This window comes from Synechococcus sp. BO 8801 (assembly GCF_002252675.1).
Lineage (GTDB): Bacteria > Cyanobacteriota > Cyanobacteriia > PCC-6307 > Cyanobiaceae > Cyanobium.
In genome coordinates, this window is the sequence record NZ_NQKY01000029.1 from 1 (window position 1) to 12,833 (window position 12,833).

Sequence of the window (12,833 nt, forward strand, 5' to 3'; positions counted from 1 at the left end):
GGCCCCCCGCCGCCCCGGCTTCCGGCCGCCCACGCCGGCCGGTGCCCGTGCCCCCGGTGCCCGGCGGCCCGACTGGGACGACAGCGCCAAGCTCGAGGCCCTGCGCAGCCGCACCCCGCAGAAACAGCGCACCAAGGTGCACATCATCGGCGAAAACGATGATGCCCTCACCGCCGAAACCGGCGGCTACGCCGGCGAGCAGGAAGCCCTGGTGCTCCAGGCCAGCCTGGCCCGCCCGGCCAAGCCCCGCTCCGCTCCTGGCACCGCTGCCAAGCCCACCGTGGCGGTGCGCAAGCGCAAGAAGGAGACCACCCGCCAGCGCCAGCGGCGCCGGGCGATGGAGCTGCGGGCCTCCCGCGAAGCCAAGGCCCAGCGGCCCGAGATGCTGATCGTGCCGGAGGGCAACCTCACGGTGCAGGAGCTGGCCGACCGCCTCGGCGTGGAGAGCTCCGAGATCATCAAATCCCTGTTCTTCAAGGGGATCAGCGCCACCGTCACCCAGACCCTCGACCTGCACACGATCGAGACGGTGGCCGAGGAGTTCGGCGTGCCCGTCCTCGAGGACGACGTCGAGGCCGCGGCCAAGAAGACCGTGGAGATGATCGAGGAGAGCGACAGGGCGCACCTGATCCGGCGCCCGCCCGTGGTGACCGTGATGGGCCACGTCGACCACGGCAAGACGAGCCTGCTCGACGCCATCCGCAAGACCCGCGTGGCGGCCGGGGAAGCCGGCGGCATCACCCAGCACATCGGCGCCTACCAGGTCGATGTGCCCCACGGCGACGAGCACCGCAAGATCACCTTCCTCGACACCCCGGGCCACGAGGCGTTCACCGCCATGCGGGCCCGCGGCACCAAGGTCACCGACGTGGCGGTGCTGGTGGTGGCCGCCGATGACGGCGTCCGTCCCCAGACCCTGGAGGCGATCAGCCACGCCCGCGCCGCCGAGGTGCCGATCGTGGTGGCGATCAACAAGATCGACAAGGAAGGGGCCCAGCCCGACCGGGTCAAACAGGAGCTCTCCGGTCTCGATCTGGTGGCCGAGGACTGGGGCGGCAACACCGTCATGGTCCCCGTGAGCGCCATCAAGGGGGAGAACATCGACAAGCTGCTGGAGATGATCCTGCTGGTCACCGAAGTGGAGGACCTGCAGGCCAACCCCGACCGGATGGCCCGCGGCACGGTGATCGAGGCCCACCTCGACAAGGCCAAGGGTCCGGTGGCCACCCTGCTGATCCAGAACGGCACCCTCAAGGCCGGCGACGTGCTGGCGGCCGGTCCGATCCTCGGCAAGGTGCGGGCGATGGTCGACGACACCGGCAAGCGGGTGAAGCAGGCCGGCCCGTCGAGCGCCGTGGAGGCCCTGGGCTTCAGCGAGGTGCCCACCGCCGGCGACGAGTTCGAGGTCTACGCCGATGAGAAGAGCGCCCGGGCGGTCGTCGGCGACCGGGCCACCGAGGCCCGGGCCACCCGCCTGGCCCAGCAGATGGCCTCCCGAAGGGTGTCCCTGGCGTCGATGTCGGGCCAGGCCAGCGAAGGCGAGCTCAAGGAGCTCAACCTGATCCTCAAGGCCGATGTGCAGGGCAGCGTCGAGGCGATCCTCGGATCCCTCGAGCAGTTGCCCCAGGAGGAGGTTCAGGTGCGGGTGCTGCTGTCGGCACCGGGCGAGATCACCGAAACGGACGTCGACCTGGCGGCCGCCTCGGGCGCCGTGATCGTGGGCTTCAACACCTCGATGGCCTCCGGTGCCAAGCGCGCCGCCGATGCCACCGGGGTGGATGTGCGCGATTACGACGTCATCTACAAGCTCCTGGAGGACATCCAGATGGCCATGGAGGGCCTGCTGGAGCCCGAGATGGTGGAGGAGAGCCTGGGCGAGGCGGAGGTGCGGGCCGTGTTCACGATCGGCAAGAGCGCCGTGGCCGGCTGCTACGTCACCAACGGCAAGCTGCAGCGCAACTGCCGCATCCGCGTCCACCGCGGCAAGGAGCTCGTCTACGAAGGCGACCTCGACTCGCTGCGGCGCAACAAGGACGACGTCAAGGAGGTGGCCACCGGCTTCGAGTGCGGCATCGGCTGCGATCGGTTCACCGGCTGGCAGGAGAAGGATCGGGTCGAGGCCTTCAAGCTGGTCACCCAGCGCCGGACCCTCAGCACCTGATCCCGTGACGCCCCGCGGCGAGCCGCTGCTCTGGCTCCAGCTGATCGCCCTCGGGGTGCTGCCGCTCGAGGCGTTGCTGCTGCTGCTGATCCTGGCCGGGAGCGACCCGGGCCCCCTGCCGGGCCTGGAGCGGCTGCTCTGCTGGGCGATCGGCGCCCTGGCCCCCTCCCTGCTGCTGGCCCGCCGTCCCGCCGACGTCTGGTCGCTGCTGCTGCTGCAGACCCCGCTGCGGGGCCGCCGGGAGCTGCAGCGGCGGCTGAGCCGGCTCCAGGCGGCCCCGGGGCTGGCCCTGGCCACCGCCGGAGGCGCCGCCCTCGCCCTGCCCCTGCTGTGGTGGATCGATGGCCATGCCGCCGTGGCCGCGCCCCTCACCCCCTTCGCCTCCTGCCCGCGCCTGGTGGCCCTGCTGCTGGCGGCCCTGCTGCTGGTGGTGATGCTGTGGCAGTGGCAGCAGCTGATCCAGTCCCTGTGGCTGCTGAGCCGCAGCCCCGAGGTCGTGGCCGCCACCCGCCCCCTCAGCCTGGAGGAACTGGAGCAGCAGCGCCTCTGCCTGGGCCTGCCCCTGCTGCTGCCCGAGCCCCTGAAGCTGGCCGAGGCGGTGATGCCGCCCGAAGCGACGCCGCCAGACGGAGCCCAGGAGCCACCCCCAGCCCAGTCGCCACCGGAAGCGCAGACGCCTGAGCCGCCACCGGAAACCCAGGCGCCCGAGGTCCCAGACGCCGAGCCCTCTGCCGTCGAGCCCTCTGCCGTCGAGCCCTCAGCTGTCGGAGCGGTTGCGGTCGAACCAGAGCAGCCCCCCGAAGAGGCCGAAGGCGCCGACCTGGATCAGGAGATCGGCTGAGGCCACCTCAGAGCCGGCGGAGGCCCGCAGGGCCATGGTGGCCAGACCCAGCCCGGCGGAGGCCACCAGGGCGAACCACAGGGCCCGCCTGAGCCCCCGCCAGGGCGTCCTCGCTTCGTTGAGCAGACGCTGGCGCAGCGCCGGATCCAGGGATCTGTTCGGGTCGGATCCCATGGAGTGGTGCCCAGCAGGTGGTGATCCGACGAATGCTAATTTCTTGGCCGATGCCGGTGTAGCTCAGGGGTAGAGCAACTGATTCGTAATCAGTAGGTCGTCGGTTCAAATCCGATCACCGGCTTCTTCGCTCCCCTCGCTCCCGTTGCCAGCCGGCGGTCCTGAGCCTTCCGACGCGCCCGCTTGCGGCGACGGGATCTCCCCACCATCGTTGGCCACTCCAGCGCTGCCCTGAACGGCCATGGATGATCTGAAGGCCCGGCATGAACGGCTGCTTGAGAGCCACCACGGGGCCCTCTGCCAGGCCGCCGAACGCTTGCTGGCGGAAACGGCATGGTCGCTGGCGACGACGGCCCTGCTGCTGCAGGCCGCAGGCCAGGACCGCAGCCAGGTGGTGGCCGTCGGGGACCTGGGACGCTGGATCGAGCATCTCGGGCCGGATCTGGATGCCTTCGTGCGGCTGCGACGCCGGGGGGTCGACGTGGGCGAGGCCTATGCCCGCTGCCGCGCCCTCGAGGGGGAGACTTTCCTGGGCGCCTGGAAGGGCCTGGAGGGTCAGCGGCCCCTGGTCAGCCACGACGACCTCAACCAGTTCGCCGTGCTGTCACAGCAGGGGTTTGCGCGATCACCCCGAAACCTGCTGGTGGTGGTGAACTGGGGCGAACGGGTGACGGCGTTCCTGGTGGCCTGCGATCGCCAGAGAAAACGGTCATCACCCGCCGGGACGGGCTGAAGCTTCAGTCGTCGTCTTCGGTGGAGCCGGCGGGAATCAGGCGAATCTGCTTACGGCCGAGCTTGATCTCGAATTCATCGCCGGGCTGCAGATCGAGCATGGCGGTGTAGGCCTTGCCCACCAGAAGATTGCCGTTGCCCTGGACGGTGGCCACGTAGCTGAGTTTGCGGCCACCTTTGGAGGCACCCTTGCCACCGCCTTCGCCCAGGCTGACGCCCTTGGCTTCCAGCAGAGCCTCGTAAAAGGCCGTGAAATTCAGACGTTCCGCCCCGTCCTTCTTGGTGCTGACGTAGCCGCAACCACGCACCAGATCGGATTTCGAGACATCGCCCAGTTCCTTGACCTTGGCCAGGAGATCAGATCCGGTAAGCATCGGAAGTAGGAAAGACCTTTCGACTCACACTATAAAGGTTTCGTCGCTTGTCGCCATTGGAGGATCTGCCCATGGCGCCCTGCCGATTGATGCCACGAACCAACGCCAACCCGTGGCGGCTTCAGCAGAGGGCGATGGGCCACTCCACCTTCACCACGTCGAAGTCGTCACCGCCGAGGCGATTGAGTTCACCGGCGGCGCGCACGGCCGCCTCGTGGGTATGGAACAGATAGGCCGAGGTCGGTTCGCTCACGTCCCCGAGGCCCTGGTCGTCGGGACGGATGGAGACGTAGGAACCGTCAGAGAGACGCTGCAGCACATAGCGCTCGGCCTGGGTGCATTCCAGGGGATGGGCCGGATCGATCTCGGGCGCCCAGAAATGCATCACAACCCCCGTGAGTGACCCTTCTGAACTACTCCAGAGGACCCGCTGGCCGCGAGGGGGCGCCACATGTCGTTGCAACCTGACCGTTCCGGCCGCTCATGTCTCATTGCCACCGAAGTCATCGTCATAGCCCTGGTAGGGCTCGAATTCACTCCAGCCGGGACTGGCGTTCTGCAGCAAGCCGTAGCGTGCGTCCACGTCATTCATCAGGGTGTTGCCGGTGGGCACCGTGTCGCAGGTGATCGACCCATCGGCGCCGGTGACGCAATTCTCGAACTGCACGTTCGCCAGGGCCCTGCCCGCTCCCCCCACCAGGACGAGCAGCAGGAAGCCGGCCAGGGAGCCCGCCCGGACCCCGAAGCCGGGCCGGGAAACGTCGCTGGGCTGGGGAGCGTCGGCCATCACCGGAGGGGGCATCTGCTGGGATGATGGCACCGCTTCAACACCCGCACCGATGTACACCGACTGGACGGCCGTGATCCTGCTGCTGCTGACGGCGGCGCCCCTGGCCGTGGTGGTGGCCACCGCCGCTTTCTTCATCTGGCGGAAGAAACGGACCTCGAAGTGACCATCCGGAAGAGGACCCCTTCGCCCCCCATGGCCGGGGAGCGGCCCTGGCCGAGGCAGTCGAGGCAGGTGCGGTAACGCTGATCATCGATGCGCAGCAGGCCGCTGCCGCCGCACTGGGGACATCGGCTCTGACCGAGGGACTGGCCCCTCGACACGGGGGCAGGAACCTGGGCAGCCGTGGCCGGTTCGCAGGGGTTTGTTTTCATCTCCTCACTGTGCCTCGCCCAGACCCCCTGGATCCCGAAATCTTCCTTAAGCCTTGGCGCCCTGCCCCCGGCGCAGGCAACCCTGCAGGACCTCGAGGCTCAGGCCGTCCGCCAGCTCGCGGGCACTGAGCCGGCTGCCCGTCTGCACCAGGTGGAGGCTGGCGGCCAGGGCCCCGATCACCCCGGGGGCATCCAGGCCCCGGCGCCGCAGACCGGCCAGCCCCTCGGCCCCCTCCCGCTTGCTCAGCCGCTCCCCCTGGCCATCCCGCCACAGGGGCACATGGGCATAGGACGGCGGGTCGGCGCCGAGGGCGGCCATCACGGCCACCTGGGCCCCGGTGGAGGGCCAGAGATCCTCCCCTCGCACCACCTCGCTGATGCCCATCAGCAGCTCATCCACGGCTGTGGCCAGGTGGTAAGCCACCACCCCGTCGGCCCGGCGCAGCACCACGTCTCCCACGTCGGCGGGGCCGTCCTGGCCGCCAGCGGACCCGCAGCGTTCCTGCCAGCGCAGGGCGCCGGGCTCCAGGTGCAGACGCCAGCTGGGCAGCCGCCCGGCCTGGGGGCCCCACAGGGGCGGGCGATTCCGGCAGTAGCCCGGATACACCGCCAGCGCCCCGTGGGGCGCGGAAACATCGGCCAGCAGCCGCCTGCTGCAGCGGCAGGGATAGAGCCGTCCTGCCTGGCGCAGGGCCGAGAGAACGGTGGCGTAGATGCCGCGGTGGTCGCTCTGCCGGGCCACGGGACCATCCCACTCCAGACCGAGCCAGCGGAGGTCGTCGAGGATCGAGGCCTCGGCGCCCGGCCGGTTGCGGGGCCCGTCGAGATCATCGATGCGCAACAGCCAAACACCGCCCCTCAGCCGGGCTTCGAGCCAGCCGAGCAGGGCGGTGCGGAGGTTGCCCCGGTGCAGGGGACCGGTGGGGGAGGGGGCGAAACGGGTGCGGTAGCCCTGCCGCCTGAGCTCCAGACCCGCGGCGAGGCGTTCCTGGAGATGGAGGGGCAGCCGCAGGGGAGGTGTGGAAACCCCTGAGGCCGTCGCCATGGCCGGAGTGCGGCCGCTGGGGATCAGCCCTGGACCTTGTCCTTGAAGAGCTTGCCGGCGGTGAAGGCGGGCACGCGCTTGGCGGGGATCTTGATCTTCTCGCCGGTCTTGGGATTCAGACCCTGACGGGCGGACCGCTCACGGGGCTCGAAGGAGCCGAAACCGAGGATGGACACCTTCTTGCCCTCGACCACCGAATCGACGATGGTTTCGATGGCGGCATCGACGACGAGGGAGACGTCGGTCTTGGTGAGCTCCGTGCGGGCAGCGACGATGTTGACGAGATCAGCTTTGTTCATTGTTCGGGGGAAGCCTCCGGGTAGGTGGCGATGGCGGGGTTCGGGTCGTCGAGTGGTGGAGGCGAATCGGAAGTCCCCGACCGCCCGGTGCGTTCAGCGCGCCAATCGTATGGGCGTTGCGGCAGGGCCGCAACAGGAGAAGTCCACTCATGACAGCGGTTTGGGGGGCGGGAGGCCCGCAGTGGGGTGTTCCGTGGTAAAGGGGGCGACCTCCAGCCCGCCCCCCGGGGGCTGCAGCGTCAGGGACTCCAGATCCAGGTCCCCCAGCAGGGCGGCACCTTGCTCCACCAGCTTCGGCCCCCTCAGGGCCCCCAGTCCGGCGCCGCTGGCGATCCAGCCGGGGGAGCCGGGCGGCAGCCAGCGGCGCAGACGCTCGACGCTGCTAAGCTGGCGCCCCCAGTGGAACGTGCCCCGCTGCCGCAGGGGCGCGACGCGGGCCGGCGCCACCGGAACCAGCAGCCGGCCGCAGAACAGCCCGCCCAGGCCGTCCCCCGCCGCCGGGGCGACATGCACGACGCAGGCGCCCGGGGAGGGCCCCGGCGTCCAGAGCAGCCGCACGTCGGGCTCCAGCCGGTGTTCCGCGGCGAAGGTGTGCAGCGGATCCACACTGGGCAGGAGGTAGGCCTCCTGTTCCTGGACGAGAACCGGCCATCCAAGAGCCTGCTGCAGGCGGCGGCAGCGGCCGTGGCCGCCGCGGCCGGTGAGCACGATCCAGGCCGGTGGCGGCCCGTTCCCGGCCGTCCGATGGCGGGGGCGCCCGGCCAGGAAGCGCAGGTTGGCCCGGGTGTAGGCGGGGCAGTCGATCAGCAGGTCGGCGCCGGCGGCCTCCAGCAGCCAGGCGCTGCCCCCCTGGCTCTCGCGGCTGGGGGCGAACAGCCACAGCCCCGGCCGTACCGGCAGGGGCGGACGGCCCTCCTCGGACGGCAGCAGGGCGGCGGGGGAAGGGTTCATCGCCCCATTGAACCCCCGGCGGCAGCTTCCGGAGGCCCGGCGTAGCCTGGGCGGAACCCAGGCCAGTGATTTGTCGGCGACCCGGATCGGACATCCCTGGCCACTGGGGGCCTCCGTCACCCGCCGGGGCGTCAATTTCTCCGTGGTGGCCCCCCTGGCCACCCGCATCGAGCTGCTGATCTTCGCGGACGGCGCCGCCCGGGAGCCCCTGGAGGTGATCGAGCTCGATCCCGCCCACCGCTCCGGTGAGCACTGGCATGTGGAGGTGGAAGGGCTCGGCATCGGCTGCTGCTACGGCTACCGGGTGTTCGGCCCGATCCAGCCCGGGAGCCATGGCTTCAACCCCTCCAAGGTGCTGCTCGATCCCTGCGCCAGGGCGATCACCGGCTGGGACGTCTACCAGCGGGGCGCCGCCGTCGGCGCCGTCCCCAATGCCTCCGCCTGCCTCAAGGGGGTGGTCACCGAGCGGGACCGGTTCGACTTCGACGCCGCCCCCCGGCCGCGCCATTCCTGGCAGAAGAGCGTCATCTACGAGCTGCACGTGGGCGGTTTCACCCGGGGCGCCGGCTGTCCGGTGCCGGCGGAACGGCAGGGAACCCTGCTGGGGCTGATCGACACCCTGCCCTACCTCCAGTCGATGGGGGTGACGGCGATCGAACTGCTGCCGGTGATGGCCTTCGATCCCCAGGACGCCCCCGCCGGGCGGTTCAACCACTGGGGCTACAGCCCCGTCAGCTGGATGGCCCCCCATCCGGCCTATCTGGTCGACGGCGACCCGCTGCAGGGCCGGAACGAGGTGCGCCAGCTGGTGACCGCCTGCCACCAGGCCGGCCTGGAGGTGATTCTGGATGTGGTCTACAACCACACCAGCGAAGGCAACCAGGAGGGCCCCACCCTGAGCTGGCGGGGGTTCGGCGACGCCCTCTACTACCACCAGACGGCCAGGGGCGACTACCTCGATGTCAGCGGCTGCGGCAACACGATCGCCGCCAACCGCCCCCTGGTGCGGCGCCTGATCCTGGAGTCCCTGCGCTGCTGGAGCACGGAGCTGGGCATCGATGGTTTCCGCTTCGACCTCGGCATCGCCCTGACCCGGGGCGAGGCCCTGGCCCCCCTCGATGCCCCGCCCCTGTTCGAGGAGATGGAGGCGGATCCCGATCTCAGCGATCTGAAGGTGGTGAGCGAACCCTGGGACTGCGGCGGCCTCTACCGGCTCGCCGACTTCCCGGCCCGGCGGGTGGCCAGCTGGAACGGCCGCTTCCGCGACGACGTGCGCCGCTTCTGGAAGGGGGACGACCGCACCACCTGGAGCCTGAGCCAGCGCCTGTCAGGCAATCCGGATCTGTTCAACGGCCAGCCCTCTCCGGTGGGCCGCACGATCAACTTCCTCACCGCCCACGACGGCTTCACCCTGGCGGACCTGGTCAGCTTCGACCGCAAGCACAACCTGGCCAACGGCGAGAACGACCGCGACGGCGACAACCACAACAACAGCTGGAACCACGGCGTGGAGGGTCCCTGCAGCGACGCCGGCGTGAATGGCCTGCGGGACCGGCAACTGCGCAACCTGCTGGCCTCCCTGCTGCTGGCCCCCGGGGTGCCGATGCTGCTGATGGGCGATGAGGTGCGCCGCAGCCAGGGGGGGAACAACAACACCTGGTGCCAGAACAACCCCCTGGGGTGGATGCACTGGCAGCCGGACGCCGGGGACATGGCCCTGCGCCGCTTCCTGCGGCGCCTGATCCAGCTGCGCCAGCGGCTCGCCCCCCTGCTCAACCAGGAACTGCCCCTGGCCCCGGCCCCTGCCGGCCCGGCCCGGGGCCCCGGCAGCCTGCCCCTCTGGCGGGAGTGGCACGGCCTCGAGCTGGGCAAGCCCGACTGGGCCAGCTGGTCCCACTGTCTGGCCTGGAGCCTGCATGACGCCAGCCTCGGCCCCCTGCTCTGGTGCGGCATGAACGCCTACTACCAGCCGATGCAGTTCCAGCTGCCGGCCCAGGCCGCCGGCTGGCGGCGGGTGATCGACACGGCCATCCCGGGCGACCACGACCTGCCGGCGAAAGCCGATCCCTGGCTGCTGCCGACGGCGCCCCTGGAGAGCCGCAGCCTGATGCTGCTGGTGGCGACCCCGCTGCTGGAGGACACGGAAGCTCAGGCTGGGCCTGCCGTGGGGGCTCCGGCGGAGGAGCAAGCGGGCGGCGGGAATCGAACCCGCATCATCAGCTTGGAAGGCTGAGGTTTTACCACTAAACTACGCCCGCAGCAGTACAGAAGTACTGGCGACTGGTTCCCTGGAACTGGCTCCCTGGAACCGGCTGCAGCATTATGACCTGCACCGGCCGACCTGCTGCGGCCGACCTCCGCCGGACGATCACAACCGGACGACCACCACCGGAGCCCCTCCAGGTTTGACCACCCCCACACCGTCCTCCCCGCCACCGGCAGCGCCGGGCCTGCCGTCGGGTGTGGCGGATGGCGTAGTGGATACGGCGGACCTTCCCGCCGGTGAACGCCGCAGGGTGCTGCTGGCCTACGGCATGGGGGACGCCGGTACCGGCATGGCGGCCTCCCTGATCGGCTTCTACCTCTTCATCTTCTACACCTCGGCGGCGGGGCTGCCGGCCTGGATGGCCGGGCTGGTGCTGATGACGGCCCGGCTCTGGGATGCCATCAACGACCCGGTCGTGGGCTGGCTGAGCGACAAGACCCGCAGCTCCTGGGGGCCCCGGCTGCCCTGGATCCTGGGCAGCGCCGTTCCGCTCGGCTTCGCCATGGCCCTGATGTGGTGGCTGCCGCCGGGGGGGCTCTGGGTCCGGTTCGCCGTGTTCGTGGCGATCTCGATGGTGGCCAACACCCTCTACACCTGCGTCAACCTGCCCTACTCCGCCCTGGCGGCGGAACTGACCACCAGCGTCAACCTGCGCACCCGGCTCAACAGCGCCCGCTTCACCGGATCGATCATCGCCGGCCTGGTGGGGATCGTGCTGGGGGGCGTGCTGCTCAAGGATCACCAGAACCCCGACAGCTACCTGCAGGTGGGGATCTTCTCGGGGGTGCTGATCACCTGCTCCACCCTGCTCTGCGGCTGGGGCATCGCCCCGGCGGCGCGGCACTGCCAGCGACCCACCAGCCAGCGGGGCACCACCCGGCGGCTCCTGGCCCGGGTGGGCAGCAACGGTCGTTTCCAGATGGTCCTGGGGTTGTACCTGCTGCTCTGGTGCGCCCTGCAGATCATGCAGACGGCGGCGCTGATCTTCCTGCCGGTGGTGATGCGGCTGCCGGAGGGCTGGAGCAACTGGATCCTGCTGCCGTTCCAGGTCAGCACCCTGGTGGGGCTCCAGCTCTGGACCGCCATCGCCCGCCACCGCGGTCGCCTGACGGCCCTGCACTGGGGCACCGCCCTCTGGATCGCCGCCTGTGTGATGGCGATGCTGCTGGTGCCCCTCGATGCCGCCATCGGCCCCACCGCCTCGGCCTCCAACCTGGTGCGTCTCACCGCCCTGGTGGTGACGATCCTGATCGTCGGCCTGGGGGCCTCCACCGCCTACCTGATCCCCTGGGCCCTGCTGCCGGATGCCATCGATGCCGATCCGGAGAAGCCCGCCGGGCTTTACAGCGCCTGGATGGTGTTCACCCAGAAGATCTGCATCAGCCTGGCCCTGTTCTTCTTCGGCAACCTGATGAGCCTGAGCGGCTACCAGGCGGCCAAGGGCATCCTGCAGCCGGACAGCGCCCTGCTGGCGATCCGGATGTGCATGGGCCTGATCCCGGCGCTGCTGGTGGTGCTGGGCCTGGTGGTGATGCGCCGCTGGCCGGAGCGGGGCCCCGAGCCGGAGACCCTGACGCCCTCGGCGCCATGAAGGCGCCGCGCTGGCTGCAGCGGCTGGGCGCCAGCCTGATGATCGGCGGTCAGGCCGTGAGCGCCATCGCCCGCGGCCGCATCGGCATGGTCGACCTGGTCCAGGAGCTGCTGGAGGCCGGGCCGGGCAGCTTCCTGATCGTGCTGATCACGGCCCTGGCGGCCGGCACGGTGTTCAACATCCAGGTGGCGGCCGAACTCTCCAAGCAGGGGGCCAGCGCCGCCGTGGGGGGACTGCTCGCCCTTGGCCTCTCACGGGAGATCGCCCCCCTGCTCACGGCGACCCTGCTGACCGGCAAGGTGGCCACCGCCTACGCCGCCCAGCTGGGCACCATGAAGGTGACCGAGCAGATCGACGCCATCACGATGCTGCGCACCGACCCGGTGGAGTACCTCGTGGTGCCGCGGGTGCTGGCCATGGTGGTGATGGCGCCGGTGCAGTGCCTGCTGTTCTTCTGGATGGCGATCTGGTCGGGCCAGGTGAGCAGCACCCTGCTGTACAGCATTCCTCCCTCCGTCTTCTGGAACTCGGTGCGGGTCTGGATGGAACCCGACGACCTGCCCTCGATGCTGCTCAAGGCCGTGGTCTTCGGCCTGATGATCGCCGTCATCGCCTGCGGCTGGGGGCTCACCACCCGGGGGGGGCCCAAGGAGGTGGGCGCCAGCACCACCGGCGCGGTGGTCATGATTCTCGTCAGCGTCGCCCTGGTGGACGTGCTGCTCACCCAGTTGCTCTTCGGCCAATGACCTTCGCCCCCTCCCCCCCTCCGGCCAGCGCCGCCCCCGGCGGCAGCGACGCGGACGCGGTGGTGCTCAGCCCCCGGGCCTGGGTGCCGCTCGGGCTGCTGACGCTGGCGGGCGCCGTCCTGGGCCTGCGGCCCCTGTGGAGCGCCGCGCTCTGGCCGGCCCTGGCGATGGGGATCATGGGGCTGTTCCTGCTGCTGCAGACGGCCCTGCTGCGGTTGCGCTTTGCGGCCGACGCCCTGCTGGTGTCCCGCGGCGACACCGTGATCCGCCGCTTCCCCTACGACGCCTGGATCGGCTGGCGGGTCTGGTGGCCGGCCCTGCCGGTGCTGTTCTATTTCCGGGAGCAGAAGAGCATCCACCTGCTGCCGATGCTCTTCGACGCCACGGCCCTGCGGGAGGAGCTGGAGCGGCGTCTGCCGCCCCCGTCCCCCCCTGAGCCCGCTCCCCCTCAACCCGGGTCCCCGTGACCGCGCACCCCGCCCGAGCCCTCCG

14 protein-coding genes and 2 tRNA genes are annotated in these 12,833 nt (G+C 70.4%); 8 read left to right on the top strand and 8 right to left on the bottom strand.

The window, feature by feature from the left end:
* On the top strand, window positions 1-2,161 hold a 2,161-nt coding region (infB, locus tag CJZ86_RS15090), incomplete at its 5' end, for a translation initiation factor IF-2 (protein WP_094587212.1).
* Between the two features lie 4 nt (window positions 2,162-2,165).
* Window positions 2,166-3,002: a low-complexity tail membrane protein gene (locus CJZ86_RS15095; RefSeq protein ID WP_094587214.1), complete on the top strand. Its 837-nt coding sequence runs from the start codon at window positions 2,166-2,168 to the stop codon at window positions 3,000-3,002.
* Here the strand turns inward: CJZ86_RS15095 and CJZ86_RS15100 are convergent.
* Window positions 2,919-3,176 (bottom strand): DUF3493 domain-containing protein, encoded by a 258-nt coding sequence (locus tag CJZ86_RS15100; RefSeq protein WP_094587216.1) that lies wholly within the window; start codon window positions 3,174-3,176, stop codon window positions 2,919-2,921. The genes CJZ86_RS15095 and CJZ86_RS15100 overlap by 84 nt on opposite strands.
* A gap of 52 nt (window positions 3,177-3,228) precedes the next feature.
* Here CJZ86_RS15100 and CJZ86_RS15105 point away from each other — a divergent pair.
* Together CJZ86_RS15105 and CJZ86_RS15110 are read left to right on the top strand one after the other, a co-directional pair.
* Window positions 3,229-3,300 (top strand) — tRNA-Thr (locus CJZ86_RS15105).
* 117 nt (window positions 3,301-3,417) lie between these two features.
* On the top strand, window positions 3,418-3,909 hold the full coding sequence (locus CJZ86_RS15110; RefSeq protein WP_094587218.1) for a hypothetical protein: 492 nt from the start codon (window positions 3,418-3,420) through the stop codon (window positions 3,907-3,909).
* A gap of 4 nt (window positions 3,910-3,913) precedes the next feature.
* Here the strand turns inward: CJZ86_RS15110 and CJZ86_RS15115 are convergent, their stop codons facing one another.
* The 6 genes from CJZ86_RS15115 to CJZ86_RS15140 all read right to left on the bottom strand — a co-directional run bounded on the left by CJZ86_RS15115 (window position 3,914) and on the right by CJZ86_RS15140 (window position 7,738).
* Window positions 3,914-4,282, bottom strand: coding sequence for an AbrB family transcriptional regulator (locus CJZ86_RS15115; RefSeq protein WP_094587220.1), 369 nt, complete (start codon window positions 4,280-4,282; stop codon window positions 3,914-3,916).
* 121 nt (window positions 4,283-4,403) lie between these two features.
* Entirely contained in the window at window positions 4,404-4,667 is a 264-nt protein-coding gene (locus tag CJZ86_RS15120; protein WP_094587222.1) for a hypothetical protein, read from the bottom strand.
* A 96-nt stretch (window positions 4,668-4,763) separates the two neighbouring features.
* On the bottom strand, window positions 4,764-5,069 hold the full coding sequence (locus CJZ86_RS15125; RefSeq protein ID WP_233134047.1) for a lactate dehydrogenase: 306 nt from the start codon (window positions 5,067-5,069) through the stop codon (window positions 4,764-4,766).
* 420 nt (window positions 5,070-5,489) lie between these two features.
* Entirely contained in the window at window positions 5,490-6,455 is a 966-nt protein-coding gene (gene gluQRS, locus CJZ86_RS15130) for a tRNA glutamyl-Q(34) synthetase GluQRS (RefSeq protein ID WP_094587267.1), read from the bottom strand.
* 56 nt (window positions 6,456-6,511) lie between these two features.
* Window positions 6,512-6,787 carry an HU family DNA-binding protein gene (locus CJZ86_RS15135; RefSeq protein WP_015110525.1) on the bottom strand — a complete coding sequence of 92 codons (276 nt, stop codon included), beginning with the start codon at window positions 6,785-6,787 and terminating at the stop codon, window positions 6,512-6,514.
* Between the two features lie 147 nt (window positions 6,788-6,934).
* Window positions 6,935-7,738 carry an MBL fold metallo-hydrolase gene (locus tag CJZ86_RS15140; protein ID WP_094587224.1) on the bottom strand — a complete coding sequence of 268 codons (804 nt, stop codon included), beginning with the start codon at window positions 7,736-7,738 and terminating at the stop codon, window positions 6,935-6,937.
* A gap of 70 nt (window positions 7,739-7,808) precedes the next feature.
* Here CJZ86_RS15140 and CJZ86_RS15145 point away from each other — a divergent pair, with 70 nt between their 5' ends.
* Window positions 7,809-9,971, top strand: a complete 2,163-nt coding sequence (locus tag CJZ86_RS15145) for a glycogen debranching protein (protein WP_094587269.1) — start codon at window positions 7,809-7,811, stop codon at window positions 9,969-9,971.
* Here CJZ86_RS15145 and CJZ86_RS15150 read toward each other — a convergent pair.
* A tRNA-Gly gene (locus CJZ86_RS15150) sits at window positions 9,926-9,996 on the bottom strand. The two genes, CJZ86_RS15145 and CJZ86_RS15150, sit on opposite strands and share 46 nt — an antisense overlap.
* 147 nt (window positions 9,997-10,143) lie before the next feature.
* Between CJZ86_RS15150 and CJZ86_RS15155 the strand changes: the two genes are divergently transcribed.
* Genes CJZ86_RS15155 through CJZ86_RS15165 form a run of 3 tightly spaced genes read left to right on the top strand, consistent with a single transcriptional unit; the run spans window position 10,144 to window position 12,808 of the window.
* Complete coding sequence (locus CJZ86_RS15155) at window positions 10,144-11,595, top strand: MFS transporter (protein ID WP_094587226.1); 1,452 nt, start codon at window positions 10,144-10,146, stop codon at window positions 11,593-11,595.
* On the top strand, window positions 11,592-12,341 hold the full coding sequence (locus tag CJZ86_RS15160) for an MlaE family ABC transporter permease (RefSeq protein ID WP_094587228.1): 750 nt from the start codon (window positions 11,592-11,594) through the stop codon (window positions 12,339-12,341). The genes CJZ86_RS15155 and CJZ86_RS15160 overlap by 4 nt, the downstream gene beginning before the upstream one ends.
* Complete coding sequence (locus CJZ86_RS15165; RefSeq protein ID WP_094587230.1) at window positions 12,338-12,808, top strand: DUF3119 family protein; 471 nt, start codon at window positions 12,338-12,340, stop codon at window positions 12,806-12,808. The genes CJZ86_RS15160 and CJZ86_RS15165 overlap by 4 nt, the downstream gene beginning before the upstream one ends.
* The last annotated feature ends 25 nt before the right edge of the window (window positions 12,809-12,833 follow it).